The sequence below is a fragment of the Streptomyces katrae genome (assembly GCF_002028425.1).
Lineage (GTDB): Bacteria > Actinomycetota > Actinomycetes > Streptomycetales > Streptomycetaceae > Streptomyces > Streptomyces katrae_A.
The window spans coordinates 6,911,279-6,928,555 of the sequence record NZ_CP020042.1; the positions used below are offsets into that span (position 1 = coordinate 6,911,279).

General features: G+C 74.4%; 18 protein-coding genes. 11 read left to right on the forward strand and 7 right to left on the reverse strand.

Features of this window, described 5'->3' with window-relative positions; genetic code table 11:
- The first annotated feature begins 95 nt into the window (after positions 1-95).
- Positions 96-944, forward strand: coding sequence for an ammonia-dependent NAD(+) synthetase (gene nadE, locus B4U46_RS31335; RefSeq protein ID WP_079430980.1), 849 nt, complete (start codon positions 96-98; stop codon positions 942-944).
- Here the strand turns inward: nadE and B4U46_RS31340 are convergent.
- A complete protein-coding gene (locus B4U46_RS31340) occupies positions 938-1,714 on the reverse strand; it encodes a LysM peptidoglycan-binding domain-containing protein (RefSeq protein WP_079430981.1) in 777 nt (258 codons plus the stop codon). The genes nadE and B4U46_RS31340 overlap by 7 nt on opposite strands.
- Before the next feature lie 403 nt (positions 1,715-2,117).
- Positions 2,118-3,062, reverse strand: a complete 945-nt coding sequence (locus B4U46_RS31345) for a dihydrodipicolinate synthase family protein (RefSeq protein ID WP_079430982.1) — start codon at positions 3,060-3,062, stop codon at positions 2,118-2,120.
- Between the two features lie 71 nt (positions 3,063-3,133).
- On the opposite strand from B4U46_RS31345, the gene B4U46_RS31350 reads away from it, so the two are divergent.
- From B4U46_RS31350 to B4U46_RS31370, 5 genes are all read left to right on the forward strand, one after another.
- Positions 3,134-4,156, forward strand: a complete 1,023-nt coding sequence (locus B4U46_RS31350; RefSeq protein ID WP_079430983.1) for a LysR substrate-binding domain-containing protein — start codon at positions 3,134-3,136, stop codon at positions 4,154-4,156.
- Positions 4,157-4,241: 85 nt separating this feature from the next.
- On the forward strand, positions 4,242-5,327 hold the full coding sequence (locus tag B4U46_RS31355) for an S-(hydroxymethyl)mycothiol dehydrogenase (protein ID WP_079432110.1): 1,086 nt from the start codon (positions 4,242-4,244) through the stop codon (positions 5,325-5,327).
- A 114-nt stretch (positions 5,328-5,441) separates the two neighbouring features.
- Positions 5,442-6,752 carry an alpha/beta fold hydrolase gene (locus tag B4U46_RS31360; RefSeq protein WP_079430984.1) on the forward strand — a complete coding sequence of 437 codons (1,311 nt, stop codon included), beginning with the start codon at positions 5,442-5,444 and terminating at the stop codon, positions 6,750-6,752.
- A gap of 34 nt (positions 6,753-6,786) precedes the next feature.
- Positions 6,787-7,551, forward strand: coding sequence for a PIG-L deacetylase family protein (locus B4U46_RS31365; RefSeq protein WP_079430985.1), 765 nt, complete (start codon positions 6,787-6,789; stop codon positions 7,549-7,551).
- A gap of 64 nt (positions 7,552-7,615) precedes the next feature.
- Positions 7,616-8,449, forward strand: coding sequence for an enoyl-CoA hydratase/isomerase family protein (locus B4U46_RS31370; protein WP_079430986.1), 834 nt, complete (start codon positions 7,616-7,618; stop codon positions 8,447-8,449).
- 156 nt (positions 8,450-8,605) lie between these two features.
- Here the strand turns inward: B4U46_RS31370 and B4U46_RS36875 are convergent, their stop codons facing one another.
- From B4U46_RS36875 to B4U46_RS31385, 3 genes are all read right to left on the reverse strand, one after another.
- Positions 8,606-9,238 carry an SMI1/KNR4 family protein gene (locus B4U46_RS36875; protein ID WP_107438357.1) on the reverse strand — a complete coding sequence of 211 codons (633 nt, stop codon included), beginning with the start codon at positions 9,236-9,238 and terminating at the stop codon, positions 8,606-8,608.
- Between the two features lie 68 nt (positions 9,239-9,306).
- Entirely contained in the window at positions 9,307-10,206 is a 900-nt protein-coding gene (locus B4U46_RS31380; RefSeq protein ID WP_079430988.1) for an SDR family oxidoreductase, read from the reverse strand.
- A 53-nt stretch (positions 10,207-10,259) separates the two neighbouring features.
- Complete coding sequence (locus tag B4U46_RS31385; protein WP_079430989.1) at positions 10,260-11,393, reverse strand: hypothetical protein; 1,134 nt, start codon at positions 11,391-11,393, stop codon at positions 10,260-10,262.
- Between the two features lie 242 nt (positions 11,394-11,635).
- Between B4U46_RS31385 and B4U46_RS31390 the strand changes: the two genes are divergently transcribed.
- The 5 genes from B4U46_RS31390 to B4U46_RS31410 all read left to right on the forward strand — a co-directional run bounded on the left by B4U46_RS31390 (position 11,636) and on the right by B4U46_RS31410 (position 16,398).
- Positions 11,636-12,622, forward strand: a complete 987-nt coding sequence (locus B4U46_RS31390; RefSeq protein ID WP_079430990.1) for an NADPH:quinone oxidoreductase family protein — start codon at positions 11,636-11,638, stop codon at positions 12,620-12,622.
- Positions 12,619-13,809: an acyl-CoA dehydrogenase family protein gene (locus B4U46_RS31395; RefSeq protein ID WP_079430991.1), complete on the forward strand. Its 1,191-nt coding sequence runs from the start codon at positions 12,619-12,621 to the stop codon at positions 13,807-13,809. The genes B4U46_RS31390 and B4U46_RS31395 overlap by 4 nt, the downstream gene beginning before the upstream one ends.
- Positions 13,806-14,954, forward strand: a complete 1,149-nt coding sequence (locus B4U46_RS31400) for an acyl-CoA dehydrogenase family protein (RefSeq protein ID WP_079430992.1) — start codon at positions 13,806-13,808, stop codon at positions 14,952-14,954. Before B4U46_RS31395 ends, B4U46_RS31400 begins: the two co-directional genes overlap by 4 nt.
- A 183-nt stretch (positions 14,955-15,137) precedes the next feature.
- Complete coding sequence (locus B4U46_RS31405) at positions 15,138-15,506, forward strand: tyrosinase cofactor (RefSeq protein WP_237293195.1); 369 nt, start codon at positions 15,138-15,140, stop codon at positions 15,504-15,506.
- 28 nt (positions 15,507-15,534) lie between these two features.
- Positions 15,535-16,398, forward strand: a complete 864-nt coding sequence (locus B4U46_RS31410; protein ID WP_079430993.1) for a tyrosinase family protein — start codon at positions 15,535-15,537, stop codon at positions 16,396-16,398.
- 125 nt (positions 16,399-16,523) lie between these two features.
- Here the strand turns inward: B4U46_RS31410 and B4U46_RS31415 are convergent, their stop codons facing one another.
- Positions 16,524-16,811 (reverse strand): chaplin, encoded by a 288-nt coding sequence (locus tag B4U46_RS31415; protein ID WP_079430994.1) that lies wholly within the window; start codon positions 16,809-16,811, stop codon positions 16,524-16,526.
- Between the two features lie 94 nt (positions 16,812-16,905).
- On the reverse strand, positions 16,906-17,229 hold the full coding sequence (locus tag B4U46_RS31420; RefSeq protein WP_079430995.1) for a hypothetical protein: 324 nt from the start codon (positions 17,227-17,229) through the stop codon (positions 16,906-16,908).
- Positions 17,230-17,277: the final 48 nt, after the last annotated feature.

Genomic DNA, 17,277 nt, shown 5'->3' on the forward strand with positions numbered 1-17,277 from the left:
CTGGGTAGGGTGGGGGCGACACACACCGTCGAACGGAACGCGACCCCCGCGGACGGCGCGGACGGCGCGGACACCGCCGAGAACGAGGAGCAGACGTGAGCGAGCCGGCGTCCATCGCCCTGCAGCAGGAGATCGCCCGTGACCTGGAGGTCGCCGAGACCTTCGACGCCGAGCGGGAGATCGAGCGCCGGGTGGCCTTCCTCGCCGAGCGGCTGACCTCGACCGGTCTGCGCTCCCTCGTCCTCGGCATCAGCGGCGGGGTCGACTCGACCACCGCGGGCCGGCTGTGCCAGCTCGCCGTCGAGCGGGCCCGCGCGGCCGGGCACGAGGCCCGCTTCCACGCGATGCGGCTGCCCTACGGGGTCCAGGCCGACGAGCACGACGCCCAGCTCGCCCTGTCCTTCATCCGCGCCGACCAGGTCCTGACCGTGGACGTCAAGCCGGCGAGCGACGCGGCCCTGGAGGCCGCGCGGGCCGCCGGGGTGGAGTTCCGCGACGCCCATCACCAGGACTTCGTCCACGGCAACATCAAGGCGCGCCAGCGCATGATCGCCCAGTACGCGGTGGCCGGCGCCCACGACGGCCTGGTGGTCGGCACCGACCACGCCGCCGAGGCGGTCTCCGGCTTCTTCACCAAGTTCGGTGACGGGGCGGCCGACCTGGTCCCGCTGACCGGCCTGACCAAGCGCCGGGTGCGCGCGGTCGCCGACGCCCTGGGCGCGCCCGCCGAGCTGGTGTGGAAGGTCCCCACCGCCGACCTGGAGACCCTGGACCCGGGCAAGGCCGACGAGGACGCCCTCGGGGTCACCTACGACGACATCGACGACTTCCTGGAGGGCAAGCCGGTCGACGCGCGGGCCTTCGAGACGATCGTGCGCCGCTACCGGCTCACCGACCACAAGCGCCGGCTGCCGATCGCCCCGGGGCACCTTCCGGCTCAGTAGGCGCCGTTGACGTTGTCGATCGAGCCGTAGCGGGCGGCCGCGTAGTTGCAGGCGGCCGTGATGTTCGCGACGGGGTCGTAGGAGTCCATCGCCGTGCCCGGCACGTGGTAGGCCCGGAAGGTCGGGTCGATGACCTGGAGCAGCCCCTTGGAGGGGATGCCGGCCGCGGCGTTGGAGTCCCAGTTGTTGATGGCGAGGGGGTTGCCGGAGGACTCCCGCATCACGTTGCGGTGGATTCCGGCGTAGGTGCCGGGGATCCCGTGCGCGGCCATGATGTCCAGCGACTGCCGGATCCAGCCGTCCAGGTTGTTCCCGTACGTCTTCACGGCGGCGGGCGCCGCGGCGGGCTTGGCGGCGAGGGCGGTGGCCCGGGCGGCGGCGGCCTTCGCGGCCCCGCCCAGCGCCAGCTTGAGGCCCGGGCGGATGACGGACGGGTTGCTGCCGATGGCCTCGCGGTTGGCGGCGTAGAGGGCCTGCCAGCCGCCGCTCACGGAATGCTCCGCCGCGATCTTCACGAGGGTGTCGCCGCCGACCACGGAATAGGTCACGGGAGCCGCCGCCTTTTCCGCGGCCGGTTTGGCGGCCGGCTCTCCGGCGGGAAGTGCCACGGTGTGCGCGGCGGGCGCCGCGGCCGGCTGCGCGACGGCCGCCCCGGCCGTGGTCGCGCTGATCAGGGGGAGGGCGAGGGCCGCTCCGCCCGTGCCGGCGAAGGCCAGCCTGCGGGCGGTCTTGTGCTGCTTCGGCCGACGGTGCTTACCCGATGCGGGCATGGCGCATTTCCTCACGTGGGGGTACGGGAGAGCCCCGGCGGCGGCCGGATTCGGCATTCGGCCGCCGGGAATGAGGGTGACCGTAGGCGAGCGCGAGGGGCCGAACAAGACGCGAATTCACTCCGGAGATCGACTTCCCGCCGGGCCCCCGGTAAATGACCTTGGAAAACTTCTCCGGAAATCGAGGTTTTCCTTTCCGGGAAAAGGGAATCGACCCTTCCGGGGAAATTGATGTTGGCCCGGCGGGTGTGGCTCACATCACGGCCCCGCCGGTCCCCTCGTCCCCTTGCTCATTCCGGCCAATTCGCGGGCCGATGCCGCTGATTGGGGCGACTCGTGCGAGAGTGCTGAATCCCAATGAAAAGGGAGGAATCGGGCGCGCTTTCGTGGGGCTGCGCCCGGATCAGAGTCCCGCCAGCTCCTTGAGGGCGGCCGTCACCGCCGCCTCGGACGCCGGCAGCATCGGAAGACGTACGTCGGGCGTCGGGATCCGCCCCTGCGCGTACAGCACCCCCTTGACCACCCCCGGGTTCGGTTCCGCGAAGAGCGCCGCCGAAAGCCGCGCCAGCCGGTGCCCGAGCACCCGGGCCCGTGCCGCGTCGCCGTCCCGCCAGGCCCCGGCCAGCTCCGCGAACCGCTCCGTCGCCAGGTGCGCCGACGCCAGGATCCCGCCCGAGGCCCCGAGGGCGAGCAGCGGGGACGCGTACACGTCGTCCCCGGCCAGCACCGCGAACCCGTCCGGCAGATCACCCAGCAGCGCCACCGTCTCCTGGTCGATCCCGCCGCCCGCGTACTTCACCCCGGCCACTGCGGGCAGCGAACCCAGCTCCCGCAGCGCCGCCGCGTCCAGCGGCTGCCCTGTCCGGTACGGGATGTGATAGACGATCAGCGGAACCGGGCTCGTCCGGGCCAGCCGCGCGAAATGCGCCAGCACCCCCGCCGCCGAGGGCCGGACGAACGCGGGCACGGTCACCAGCGCGGCCCGCGCCTCGGGCCACCGCGCCAGCCGCGCCAGCGCGACCTCGCTCGCCCGGGTCCCGCTCGCCCCCGCCCCCACCGTGAGCAGCGCGCCCCGCTCCCGGCAGACCCGCGCGCAGACGCCGGTGACCAGGTCGCGCTCGTCCTCCTCCAGCGCGGCCGCCTCGGCGGTGGTGCCCAGGGCGACGATCCCGGCGGCGCCCGCGTCGATCACCTCGTGCGCCAGGGCCTCCAGGGCCCCGGCGGCGACCTCCCCGCCACGGGTGAAGGGGGTGACGAGCGGGACGTGGATCCCGTTCAGGGAGAGCCCCGCCGCCGTGTCCGCCGTCCGGCCGGTGTCCTGCTCGGTGTGGTTCGTGTCCTGTCGCATGCGTAAGAGCGTCGCCCGCCCCGAGCGCCGAATCCAGTTCACGTTCCTTACGTGATCCGTAAGCTGAGCCGATGCTCGACGTACGCCGTCTGCGGCTCCTGCGCGAACTCGCCCGCCGCGGCACCATCGCCGCCGTGGCCGAAGCCCTTGCCTACAGCCCCTCCGCCGTCTCCCAGCAACTCGCCGTCCTGGAACGCGAGGCCGGACTGCCCCTGCTGGAGCGCACCGGCCGCCGGGTCCGGCTCACCCCGGCCGCCCAGAACCTGGTGGGGCACGCCGAGGCGGTCCTGAAGCGGCTCGAACAGGCCGACGCCGAGCTCGCCGAGGCCCGCAGCGGCCTCGCCGGGGTGCTGCGCATCGGGGCCTTCCCCACCGCCACCCGCGCCCTCGTCCCCGCCGCCCTCCTCCACCTGGCCCGGCGCCATCCGGCGCTGGAGCCGATGGTCCACGAGACCGACCCTGCGGCGGTCGCGCACGCGCTGCGGGCCGGGGAGCTGGACGTGGCCCTGGTCCACGAGTACGACTTCGTCCCCGCGCCCCCCGAGCCGGGGCTGGACACCCGGCCGCTGTACGGGGAGGCGATGTACCTGGCGGCCCCGGCGACGACGGCCCGGCCGGGCCCGCAGCCGGAGCCGGCCCCGGGGGCGGCTCCGGCTCCGGAAGCGGACACGCACCCGCGGCCGGACCCCGCGCCCGCACCGGCCGCGCCCGCCCCGGCCCCCGACCAGGGCGCGGTGCTGCGGGCCCACCGGGACGCGCCCTGGATCACCGCCACCCCCGGCACCCTCTGCCACGCCATGACCCTGCGCGCCTGCCAGGCCGCCGGGTTCACCCCGCGCGTCCGCCACCGCATCGACGAGTTCGCCACCGTCCTCGCGCTGGTCGCCGCCGGACAGGGAGTGGCCGTCGTACCGCAGCTCGGGATGACCGGCCCCCCGGACCCCGCCGTCGCGCTGACCCGCCTCCACATGGAACGCCGCACCAAGATCGCCTTCCGCAGCGGGGCCGGCGCCCATCCCGCCGTGGCCGCCTTCGCGGCCTCCCTCCGGGCCGCCGTACCGCGGGATCTGGCCGAGTCGCCCGCCGGTGGGTGACACAGCTCGTGACACAACTCCCGTACCGCGTCCCGCCCGTGTACGTTCGGTGATCCAGACCGATCCGATCAGAACGGGGTACGACGTGACACATCGCGTACGAGGAGTCATCGCGCGGAGCAAGGGCGCACCGGTGGAGACGACCACGATCCTCGTGCCCGACCCGGGGCCGGGCGAAGCCCTGGTCAAGGTCCAGGCCTGCGGGGTCTGTCACACCGACCTGCACTACCGCGAGGGCGGCATCAACGACGAGTTCCCCTTCCTCCTCGGCCACGAGGCGGCCGGCGTCGTCGAGTCCGTCGGCCCCGGCGTCACCTCCGTCGCCCCCGGCGACTTCGTCGTCCTCAACTGGCGCGCGGTGTGCGGCACCTGCCGGGCCTGCAAGCGCGGACGCCCCTGGTACTGCTTCGCCACGCACAACGCCACCCAGCCCATGACCCTGGAGGACGGCACCCCGCTCTCCCCGGCGCTGGGCATCGGGGCCTTCGCGGAGAAGACCCTCGTCGCCGCCGGCCAGTGCACCAAGGTCGACCCGGCCGCCTCGCCCGCCGCCGCCGGGCTCCTGGGCTGCGGGGTGATGGCCGGCCTCGGCGCCGCCCTGAACACCGGCAACGTCGGACGCGGCGACTCGGTGGCCGTCATCGGCTGCGGGGGAGTGGGCAACGCGGCGGTCGCCGGCGCCCGGCTGGCCGGCGCATCGAAGATCATCGCCGTGGACCTGGACGACCGGAAGCTGGAGTGGGCGCGCGGACTCGGCGCCACCCACACCGTCAACGGGCGCGCGCAGGACGTGGTCAAGGCGATCCAGGAGCTGACCGGCGGCAACGGCGCCGACGTCGTCATCGAGGCCGTCGGCCGCCCCGAGACCTACCAGCAGGCCTTCTACGCCCGGGACCTGGCCGGAACCGTGGTCCTGGTCGGCGTTCCCACACCGGAGATGAAGCTCGAACTCCCGCTCCTCGACGTCTTCGGCCGCGGCGGCGCCCTGAAGTCCTCCTGGTACGGCGACTGCCTGCCCGAACGGGACTTCCCCCTGCTGATCGACCTCTACCTCCAGGGCCGGCTCGACCTCGACGCCTTCGTCTCCGAGACCATCCCGCTCGACGGGGTCGAGGAGGCCTTCGCCCGCATGGAGCGCGGCGAGGTGCTGCGCTCGGTGGTGCAGTTCTGAGCGGGTGACCCGCGGAAGGTTCCGTAGACTCGGCCGGACCACACCTCCGCCCACCCCGGCCGCGACCCGGCCGGGGCCGGGGCGGGGCCCGCACCCAGACCCCAGGGGCCGTCCGTGACCCGCCAGCGCAGCCACAGCTACCGCCAGCCCGGTGTCGTCCTGACCGACCACCACTTCACCGTGCCGCTCGACCACTCCCGCCCCGACGGGGAGCGGATCGAGCTCTACGCGCGCGAGGCCGTGGCCACCGGCAAGGACCCCGAGCGGCTGCCCTGGCTGCTCTACCTGGAGGGCGGCCCCGGTTTCGGGGCCCGGCGCTTCACCGGACGGCAGGCCTGGCTGGAACGGGCCCTCGCCGACTACCGCGTCCTGCTCCTCGACCAGCGCGGCACCGGCCGCTCCACCCCCGCCGGCCGGCAGACCCTGCCCCTGCGCGGCACCCCGGAGCAGCAGTCCGCGTACCTCGCCCACTTCCGCGCCGACTCCATCGTCCGCGACGCCGAGCACATCCGCCTCGCCCTGACCGGCGGCGCCCCCTGGACCGTACTCGGCCAGAGCTTCGGCGGGTTCTGCACCACCCACTACCTCTCCACCGCCCCCGACGGACTCACCGCCGCCCTGATCACCGGCGGCCTGCCCTCCCTCGACGCCACCGCGACCCAGGTGTACGAGGCCGCCTACCCCCGCGTCGAGCGCAAGAACCTCGCCCACTACGCCCGCTACCCGATGGACGTGGAACGCGCCCGGCGCATCGCCGCCCACCTCGCCGAGCGGCCCGCCGAACTCCCGGGCGGCTACCGGCTCACCGCCGAGGCCTTCCAGTCCCTCGGCCTGCTCCTGGGCACCGGCGACGGCAGCCACCAGCTCCACTACCTCCTCGAGGACGCCTTCGTCACCACCCCGTCCGGCCCGGCGCTCTCGGACGCCTTCCTCGAAGCGGTCCGCTCCCACCTCTCCTTCGCCGGCCACCCGCTCTACGCCCTCCTCCACGAGGCCATCTACGCCCAGGATCCGGCCACCCCCACCGGCTGGGCCGCCGAACGGGTCCGCGCCGCCCACCCGCGCTTCGACGCCGCGAAGACCCTCGGGGGCACGGACCCCCTCCTGTTCACCGGCGAGACCATCCACCCCTGGCACTTCACCGTGGACCCCGCCCTGGCCCCCCTGCGCGACACCGCCGAACTCCTTGCGGCCCGCACCGGCTGGCAGCCCCTCTACGATCCGGCGCGCCTGGCCGCCAACGAGGTCCCGGTGGCGGCGGCCGTCTACCACGACGACATGTACGTCGACACCGACCACTCCCTGCGCACGGCCCGCTCGATCCGCGGCCTGCGCACCTGGGTGACGGACGAGTACGAACACGACGGCGTCCGCGCGGGCGGCCCGCGGGTGCTGGACCGCCTGCTCACCCTCCTGGAGGACTGAGAGGACGACGGTCCCTTCGCCTATTGTGCGACGCATGACCGAACAAGCTGATCAGCAGGCGCCCTTGCAGCCGATGCCCACCGAATGGAAGCGCGCGCTCGCGGTGGTCGCCCACCCCGACGACCTGGAGTACGGCTGCGCGGCGGCCATCGCCCACTGGACGGACGGCGGCCGCGAGGTCGCCTACGTGCTCGCCACCCGCGGCGAGGCCGGGATCGACGGGGTCGCCCCGGACGAGTGCGGCGCGCTGCGCGAGGCCGAACAGCGCGCCAGCGCGGCCGTCGTCGGGGTCTCGGCCGTGGAGTTCCTCGACCACCGCGACGGCGTCATCGAGTACGGCCCGGCCCTGCGGCGGGACATCGCCGCCGCCATCCGGCGCCACCGCCCCGAGCTGGTGATCACCCTCAACCACCGGGACACCTGGGGTGGAGCGGACGGCGGCGGGAACTGGAACAGCCCCGACCACAAGGCCGTCGGCCGGGCCGTCCTGGACGCCGCAGGCGACGCGGGCAACCGGTGGATCTTCCCCGAGCTCATCTCCGAGCAGGGCCTGGAGCCCTGGGACGGAGTGCGCTGGGTCGCGGTGTCGGGCACCACCACCCCCACGCACGCGGTCGAGGCCGGACCCGGGCTGGAGCGCGCCGTGCACTCCCTGCTGGAACACAAGGCCTACATCGCCGCGCTGACCGACCAGGACCCGCAGGAGTACGTCCGGGACTTCCTGACCGGTAACGTCCAGCAGGCGGCGGCCCGCTTCGGCGGCACCCCGGCGGTCGCTTTCGAGGTCTTCCCCCGTTGACCCGGTAACCACCCCCGCCTAACCTGACGAGCCGTCAGCTCTGCTCGGTCCGGGGGTGGTTCAGGTGATCGACACGATCGGCACGGACATCGGGGAGGGTGAGGAGCGCCTTCGGCTGGAGGTCGAGGACGGGCTGGCGATCCTGACCCTCTGCCGCCCCGGCAAGCTCAACGGCTGGAGCTGGGAGTCCACCCGCCAGCTGGGCCTCCTCGCCGACCGGATCCGCTTCGACCCGGAGGTGCGCGCGGTCCTGCTGCGGGCGGAGGGCCGGGCCTTCTGCGCCGGCATCGACGTGAGCGCCCCCGGCGGAGCCATCGCGGGCGACTCCGCCGCCCAGCGGACCCGTAACTACTACGAGGGCATCCGCTGGGTCCACGAGCGCTTCGCGGTCCTCTCCCGCCTCCCGCAGCCCGTCGTCGCGGCCGTCCAGGGCTACTGCCTCGGCTTCGGCTTCGAACTGGCCCTGATGGCGGACATCCGGGTGGCCGCCGACGACGCGGTCTTCGCGCTGCCCGAGGCGCGGCTGGGGGTGGCGGTGGACGCCGGCGGGGACCTGCGCATCGCCCGGGAGGCGGGCGCGGGCTGGGCCAAGCTGCTGGCGCTGACCGGCCGGCGGATCGACGCCGCGACCGCCGAGCGGCTGGGCCTCGTCCAGCTGGTGGTGCCCCCGGCCGAGCTGGACACGGCTGCCCGCGCCCTGGCGGCGGAGATCGCGGCGAACGCCCCGCTCGCCGTCCAGGGGATCAAGCGCGCGGTCGACGCCTACGCCGACGCCGCCCTGGCGCCGGCCCTCGACCGCGTCGCGATGACCGCCGCCCTCACCCTGACCTCCGAGGACGCCCGCGAGGGCTACTCCGCCCAGGCCGCCCGCCGGCCCCCGCACTTCGGCGGTGTCTAGTGCTGTGACCGGAAAGGTTCACCGCCTCACGGCGCCCGGCACGGCACCTCGCTGCGTTGTCGGACCGCGCAAGTACGTCCAGTACGAGCCGCGGCCCTCCGCCTTGCGATGCCCGCACCGGACACCGCGAACCGGCAAACCTTTCCGGCCACAGCACTAGGAGGCGGCCCCCGGTATGCGCAGGGCGCGGAAGCCCTCGTACTCGGCCCGCATCAGGTCGGCGAACGAGTCGTGGCGCACGGGTCCGCAGCCGCTCCAGGCGGAGTACCGGTACGCCGCCCACTCGCCGTCGGCGCCGATGTCACCGGGGTCGAGGAGCAGCCAGGTCTGGTCCCCCCAGAGGGAGATCTGGACGGCCCGGTTCCACCTCGCGCTCCCGTACTCCTCGTCCCCGTCCCCGTCCCCTTCTTCGTTTTCTGCCTCGTCTTCGTCCTCCTCTTCGTCCTCCTCCTCGTCCTCCTCCTCGTCCAGGTCCTCCTGTTCCCACAGGGTGAGGTCCTGGTGGACGGAGGGCGTCATCTCCCGCAGCAGGCCCACCTCTGCCGCCGACGCGAGCAGTTCCACGAACTCCCCGGCCCACCGCCACCCGTCGGTGACCTCCAGGAACGAGCGGTAGGAGGGGGGCAGCGGGGCCCCGAGCCGGGCCTCGAGCGCGGCGATCCGCTCCGGCGGGGCCGGATCGAAGCCCAGCCGGCCGAGCGGCGGCTCCGAGGGGTCCTCGGCCTGCCGGGCGGCGTCGCGCTCGGCGCTCCAGGTGCGCAGGAAGGGTTTCCAGTCGTGGATCTTCATGCTCCCGATGCTGCCCCACGCCACTGACAACGCCCCGCGCAGGGGCCCGGGTCCGTCCCGCCGCCCGTTCACAGGGTGAAGGGGCCCCGCCCCAGCTGCTCGCGCACCGGTACCACCTCCGGCTGGACCAGGGACCGCCGTTGCCAGTTCGCCCCGTCGACCACCAGGGTGTGGCCGGTGATGAAGGCGGCGTAGGGGGAGGCCAGGAAGGTGGCCGCCCAGCCGAGTTCGCGCGGCGCCCCCACCCTGAGCGCGGGCTGCAGGCCGTCCCGGCCCTGCGGCGCGGCCCGTTCCAGCCCGCCCCGGATGTCCCGGGTCATGTCGGTGTGCGGGAACAGCCCCGGCACGAGGCCGTTGATCCGGATCCCGTACGGGCCCCACTCCACGGCAAGGGTCTCGACCAGGTTCTTCACCCCGGCCTTCGCCGCGGCGCTGTGTGCGAAGCCGGGGCCACCGGTCCACGCGTACGAGGCGCCGATGCTGACGATCGCGCCGGGGGCGCCCGCGGCGAGGTGGCGCCGGCCGAACTCGCGGGTCATGAACCAGGTGCCGGTGAGGGTGGTGTCCACCACCGCCCGCCAGGCGTTGGGGGAGAGGTCCTCGGCGGGGCAGGGGAAGTTGGCCGCGGCGTTGTTGACCAGGACGTCCGGCGGCCCGAGCGCCGCCTCGGCCGCGTCGAAGACCTCCGCGACCCTTTCGGGGTCGCGGATGTCGCAGACGGCGGCCGCCGTCCGGCCCGCACCGGGTACCGCCGCAAGCTCCTCCCGGGCCGCCGCCAGCTGCTCGGCGCGGCGGCCGGCGATCACCACATCGGCGCCGAGCCGTGCGAACTCGGCGGCGATGGCCTTGCCCAGCCCGGTGCCGCCGCCCGTCACGAGGACCACCCGCCCCCCGTACGTACCGGGGGGCAGGGCGCTCGCGCCGAGCGGCGGGGGCGCGGGCAGCCCGCGCCTGGTCTCGTCCGTCATGGGGCATCGATAGCGCGTGGGCCCTCGGATGACCAGGCCCGCGCGGCCGCCGGCTACTCGGGCAGGTACGCCTGCTGCGCGGCGCAGGTCCAGATCACCGGCTTCAGCGTGCCGGCGGCGTTGACGGCCGCGCCGCCGACCCGGCCGTCGTCGGCGGCCGACGCGGCGGCGCCGGCCTGGTTCGCGGCGAGCCGGGGCAGCGCCAGCACGGGACCCGTGCCCGGCCACAGCTGCGCCTGGTCGGGGAGGGTCTGCTCGTCCGGGTGGAACCTGGCGGTGCCCACGCTCACGCCGGTCGTCGGGCTGATCGCCTCGAAGGTGCCGTAGGGGTGGGTCTTCAGCGTGCCGGGGAAGGAGGCGGGCCCGGTGTGGGGCGGCGTCCAGACCGCCGGCGTGTACCGGTACGCCATGCCGCTCCAGTCGTAGCCGACGATGCGGCCGCTCTCGTCGAGGTCCTGTACGTAGCTGTCGTGTCCGGTGGGGGCCAGGGCCTCGGCGGGTCCGCCGTCGGCGGGCCAGAGCACCGGGAAGGTCCCCTCGCGGTGCTCGCCGGTCTCCGGGACCTCGTAGTCCTCGCGGGCCATGCCGAGGACGTCGCCCTGGGTGTTGATGCCGGTGACCAGGTCGATCCTGGTGCCGGGGGCGGCGCCCGCGGGCACGGGCAGGTCGCGGACCTTCCGACCGTCCTTCCACACCACGCCCGCACCGCTCCGGTTGCGCGAGACGACGTACCCGGCGTCGTTGACGTCGGCGTCGTCGGACTGGAAGTCGCTCCCGGGCAGCCGGGTGACCGCGGCGTCGCCGGCCCGGAAGGTGAAGAGGTAGCCCTCGGCGCCGTAGACGGCGCCCACCATCAGCCCGCCCTGGTTCACGGCGAGCACCGCACCCGAGAGGGCGGCGTCGGGCATAGGGACCTTGTGGAGCCGGGTGCCGGTCCAGTAGACCGGCTTGCCGCCGGAGCGGCCGACGGAGAGGTTGCCGGCGCCGAGGCCGAGGACCATCTCGGTCTGCCGGTTGCCCACCTGGTAGCCGCCGGACCCGATCGAGCCGAGGACCTGGATCCGGGGCGTGCAGGCGGGAGCCGCGGCGGCGGGTCCGGCGGCGGTGACGAGTCCCGCCAGGACGAGGGCGGCGGTCGCCGCCGCGGCGGTGCGGCGGGTGCCTGTGCTGGTGCGTGTGCCGGCCATCGTTGTCTTCCCCCGGTGTGCCGATGCGTCATATGCCCCTTGAATGGGGCCTGTTGATGCTATCTCCCGGGACTCCCGTTCACTCGTGGTTCGTGCGTTCGATGAGCGGAACGGTCTTCCGGTCCCGGCGGGGGCGGGCCCACCCGCCCGGTCCGCCCCGCCCGCCGAGGGTTCCCAAGGTGTCAAGCGACCGCTTAGTATGCCGCCGAGCGTGGTTCCTCGACGGCGGCTGGAGGCCCCGGATGCAGGCATGGCGAGTACACACGACCGGCGAACCCCGCGAGGCCATGCGCCTCGAGGAGGTCCCCGACCCGGTACCCGGCGAGGGCGAGGTCAGACTCAGGGTGCTCGCCGCCAACGTCAACTTCCCCGACGCCCTCCTCGCCCGGGGCCAGTACCAGATCCGGCCCCCGCTGCCCTTCACCCCCGGCGTCGAGGTGTGCGGCGAGACCGAGGACGGCCGGCGGGTCCTCGCCAACCCGAGCCTGCCCCACGGCGGGTTCGCCGAATACGTCACCGCCCCCGCGCGCGCCCTGCTCCCCGCCCCCGGCTCCCTCGACGACGCCGAGGCCGCCGCCCTGCACATCGGCTACCAGACCGGCTGGTTCGGCCTGCACCGCAGGGCCCGCATCCGGAGCGGCGAGACCCTCCTCGTGCACGCCGCCGCCGGCGGGGTCGGCAGCGCCGCCGTCCAGCTCGGCAAGGCCGCCGGGGCCACCGTCATCGGGGTCGTCGGCGGCAAGGCCAAGGCCCGCACCGCCGAGGAGCTCGGCTGCGACCTGGTCCTCGACCGCACGGGCGAGGAAGCCGCCGGGATCGCGGCCCGGGTCAAGGAGTTCACCGGCGGACGCGGCGCGGACGTCGTCTACGACCCCGTCGGCGGCGACGCCTACGCCGCCTCCGCCAAGTGCGTGGCCTTCGAGGGCCGCATCGTGGTCGTCGGCTTCGCCGGCGGCAGCGTCCCCGCCCCCGCCCTCAACCACGCCCTGGTGAAGAACTACGCCATCCTCGGCCTGCACTGGGGGCTGTACGCGGCCAAGGACCCCGCCGCCGTCCTCGCCTGCCACACCGAACTCACCCGCCTCGCCGACCAGGGCGCGATCAAACCCCTGGTCAGCGAACGGATCCCGCTCGCCGGGGCCGCCGACGCCGTGCAGCGCGTCGCCGACGGCACCACCACCGGCCGGCTGGTCGTCGTACCGTCCCTCCCGGACGGCGGCGCCCGATGACCCTCGACGCCGCGGACCTGCTCGCCCGCACCCGGGACCTGCTCGCCGCCCACCCGCCCGGCGCCACCGCCCCCGCCGACTTCCTGCGCGCCCGCTTCGACGCCGGACTCGCCTGGGTCCACTACCCCCAGGGCCTCGGCGGGCTCGGCGCGCCCCGCACCCTCCAGGCCGTCGTCGACGGCGAACTGGAGGCCGCCGGAGCCCCCGACAACGACCCGCGCCGGATCGGCATCGGCCTGGGCATGGCCGCGCCCACGATCCTCGCCTACGGCACCGAGGAGCAGAAGCACCGCTTCCTGCGCCCCCTGTGGCTGGGGGAGGAGGTCTGGTGCCAGCTCTTCAGCGAACCCGGGGCGGGCTCCGACCTCGCCGCCCTCGGCACCCGCGCCGTCCTCGACGAGGAGGCGGGGGAATGGGTGGTCGACGGCCAGAAGGTATGGACCTCCAGCGCCCACACCGCCCGCTGGGCCATCCTGATCGCCCGCACCGACCCCACCGTCCCCAAACACCGGGGCATCACCTACTTCCTGTGCGACATGCACGCCCCCGGCGTCGAGGTCCGCCCGCTGCGCCAGATCACCGGGGAGGCCGAGTTCAACGAGGTCTTCCTCACCGGCGTCCGCATCCCCGACGCCCACCGCCTCGGCGCCGTCGGCGAGGGCTGGGCCGTCGCCCGCACCACCCTGATGAACGAACGCGTCTCCATCGGCGGCATGCGCCTCCCGCGCGAGGGCGGCATGATCGCCCCCGTCGCCGCGGCCTGGCGCGAACGCCCAGGCCTGCGCACCCACGCCCTCCACCAGCGGCTGCTCGGACTGTGGGTGGAGGCCGAGGTGGCCCGCCTCACCGGCGAACGGCTGCGCCAGCAGCTCGCCGCCGGCCAGCCGGGCCCGGAGGGCAGCGGGATGAAGCTCACCTTCGCCCGCCTCAACCAGGAGATCAGCGGCCTGGAGGTGGAACTCCTCGGGGAGGAGGGCCTGGTGTACGAGGACTGGACGATGCGCCGCCCCGAGACCGTCGACTTCACCGGCCGCGACGCCGGATACCGCTACCTGCGCGCCAAGGGCAACAGCATCGAGGGCGGCACCAGCGAGATCCTTCTCAACATCGTCGCCGAACGCGTCCTCGGACTGCCCGCCGAACCGCGCGACGACAAGGACACCCCCTGGAAGGACCTCGCCCGATGACCGCACTCCCGCCGCGGCCGGGCCACCCGGCCCCCCGCGCACCCATCGACCTGCTCTACTCCGGCACCGAGGACGAACTCCGCGCGGCCGTACGCTCCCTGCTCGCCGACTGCTGCGAGCCCGCCGCGGTCCTGGCCCGCGCGGAGACCGGCCGCCCCCACGACCCGCAGCTGTGGCACACCCTGGCCGCCGGGATCGGCGCCGCCGGACTGCTCGTCCCCGAGAAGCTGGGCGGGGCGGGCGCCGGACACCGTGAGGCCGCCGTGGTCCTGGAGGAGCTGGGCCGGGCCGTGGCGCCCGTCCCGTACCTGACCGGCTCCGTCCTCGCCACGGAGATCCTGCTCGCCTGTGCCTGCGACGGCCCCGAAGCGGCGGACCTGGTACGGGAGCTCGCGGTCGGGCGCCTCGTCTGCGTCCCCGCCCTGCCCCTGACCCTGGCCCCCGGCGCACCCCTGCCGGCGCCGCTGCACGATGCCGGGGGCGGGGTGCTCAGCGGCACCGTCACCTCGGTCGCCGACGCCGTGGCCGCCGACGTCCTGCTGGTCCTCGCCGACACCGGGCTGCACGCGGTCCCCGCCGACCGCGCGGTCCTGCACCCGGTGGTCCCGCTCGACCTGACCCGCCCGCTGGCCACCGTCACCCTGGAGGCCGCCGCCGGAACCCGCCTCGCCGACCCCGCCACCGCGCGGGCGGCCGTCGCCGGGGCCCTGCTGTCCGGGGCGGGTCTGCTCGCCTCGGAGCAGCTCGGGCTCGCCGAGTGGTGCCTCACCGAGACCGTCGCGTACCTGCGCGGCCGCCACCAGTTCAACCGCCCCGTCGGCTCCTTCCAGGCCCTCAAGCACCGCCTGGCCCAGCTGTGGCTGGACGTGGCCTCCGCCCGCGCGGCCGCCCGCGCCGCCGCCGACGCCCTCGCCACGGCCGCCCCCGACGCCCCGCTCACGGTGGCCGTCGCCCAGGCCCACTGCTCCGGGGTCGCGGTCCGCGCGGCCGAGGAGTGCGTGCAGTTGCACGGGGGCATCGGCATGACCTGGGAACACCCCGCCCACCTCTACCTCAAACGGGCCAAGGCCGACTCCCTGGCCCTTGGCACCGCAGGCCACCACCGGGGCCTGGTGGCCGACTTCGCCGAGCTCCCGGCTCCGTAGCCGAAGGGGTCGTCCAGCCCGCGCGGCGTTTGAGCGCAACGGGGGCCGGGGCGGAGCCCCGGAGAACGGGTGAAGGGCGGGTCGGGGACCATGCCCCGCGCAGCGGAACCGTCCGCACAGGTGACCTCCCCCCGCCACTTCGCGTTAGACCCTCGTACGCGGACCACCGAGCGAGGGAGACCCATGCACGCCAGCGCCAGCGCCACCCGCACCCGCCGCGCCTTCCTCCGTTCGGTGTTCGGCGCGGCCGCGCTCGCCGGCACCGCCGCCGCGCTGGCCCCCGTGCTGCGCGCCCGCCGCCCCCGGCAGACGCTCGGCCCCGCCCCGCTCACCGAGGAGACCTACCGGGGCCGGCACATCAGCGTCGACCCGGCCTCGGCGGCGGTCCGCATCGACGGCCGTCCCCTGCACGTGATGCGCCGGGCCGACGGCAGCTACCTCAGCGCGGTCAACCACTTCCAGTCCTACGACACCCCCCTGGAAGCGGCCCGCGCCGCCGTCGACGAACTCGGCACCACCCAGCTGGCCTTGGCCGCCCCGCACCACGGCTGACCGGCCGGGAACCAGGAGAACCCCCGCGGTGTACACCCGGCAGAACCAGAAGCACCTCACCAGCGCGCAGAAGAAGCGGTTCACGTCCGCGCTGCTGGAACTCAAGCGCAACGGCACCTACGACGAGTTCGTGCGCACCCACGGCACCTACTTCGTGCCCGACCGGGACACCAAGCGGCGGGTGGGGCACATGTCCCCGTCGTTCTTCCCCTGGCACCGCAGCTACCTGCTGGAGTTCGAGAAGCGGCTGAGGGCCGTGGATCCCCAGGTCTCCATCCCGTACTGGGACTGGACCGCCGACTCCAGCCCCGTTTCCTCCCTGTGGGCCGAGGACTTCCTCGGCGGCACGGGCCGGGAGGGCGACCTCCAGGTGATGACCGGCCCCTTCGCCCACCGGCACGGGAACTGGACGATCACCGAGGGGGTCAGCGAGGCCCCGTTCCTCACCCGCAACCTCGGCCGGCCGGGCAATCCCGTCTCCCTGCCGACGGCCGCCGAACTCCAGTGGGCGATCGACGACCCGGTCTACGACTCCTCGCCCTGGAACTCCACCACCGAAGGCGGGAGCTTCCGCAACAAGCTGGAGGGCTGGGCCGCCCCGAAGAGCGAGCGCTGGCGCAACCACAACAAGGTCCACCAGTGGATCGGCGGCCACATGACGGGCGCGACCTCCCCGAACGACCCCGCGTTCTGGCTGCACCACGCCTTCATCGACCTGATCTGGGACCGCTGGCAGCAGCGCCACCCCGGCTCCGGCTACCTGCCGGCCGCCCCCCTGGAGCTCGGCGACCTCCAGCGCGGCCGGGTGATCTCCCTGGACGAGCCGATGCCCCCGTGGGACGTCACCCCGCGCGAGATGCTGGGCCACGGGGGCGTCTACCGCTACGAGTGACCGCGGCCCCTCGGGCTTCAGAGGTCTTCCCAGGCGTGAGGGGTCTTCGTCCGGAGAAAGGCCGCACGCGAAAAGGCCCCCGCCACAGGGCGGGGGCCTCTCAGCCGGTCAGGCGGGGGAGGCGATCACTCGCCGTAGCTGCCGCCCTCGGTGTGGTGGTGGCTGCCGCCGCCCGAGGCGTTGACGCAGGTGTTGCCGAAGGCCGGGTTCAGCAGGGCGATCACGTTGACGGTGTTGCCGCACACGTTGACCGGGATGTGAACCGGAACCTGAACGACGTTGCCCGACAGGACACCCGGGGAGCCGACCGCCGCACCCTGCGCTCCGGCATCGGCGACGGCCAGACCGGCGCCGGCGGCCACGGTGCTACCGGCGACGGCGGTGATGGCGAATGCCTTCGCGATACGCGACATCAAGATCTCCTCGTGAGATGTGGGCGCCGCATCCTCTGCGGCATTTGACATGGCATACAACGCGGCGAGGGCCGAGTGGTCACGGTCGAGGGGGCTACTCGGGGAGAGAAAAACGGACAGAGGCGAAGGAGGGCTGGACCGGACTGACCGCATCCGGCCGCATAACCGCCACCACCGGGCCCTTGCAGTGCGGTTCGCGGTACAGGGACGCGGTGAGCGGCGTCCGGTTCGTGACCGCGCGGCCACCGCCGCCCGCCGCCTCCACGCAGCCCTTCGGGGAGGTCACGCCGTGGACGCGGTCGTCCTGGCCGACGTACTGGAAGCCGGGTCCGGCGGCCTGCGCCGGGCCGGCCGCCGCCGACAGCAGGGCGCCCAGGGCCAAGGCGGCCGCGGCAGGGGGGATGAGGTTCGCTCGCATGCCGGTCCAACCCGGCGCGCCCGGGAGCCGGTCACTCCTTGTCACCCT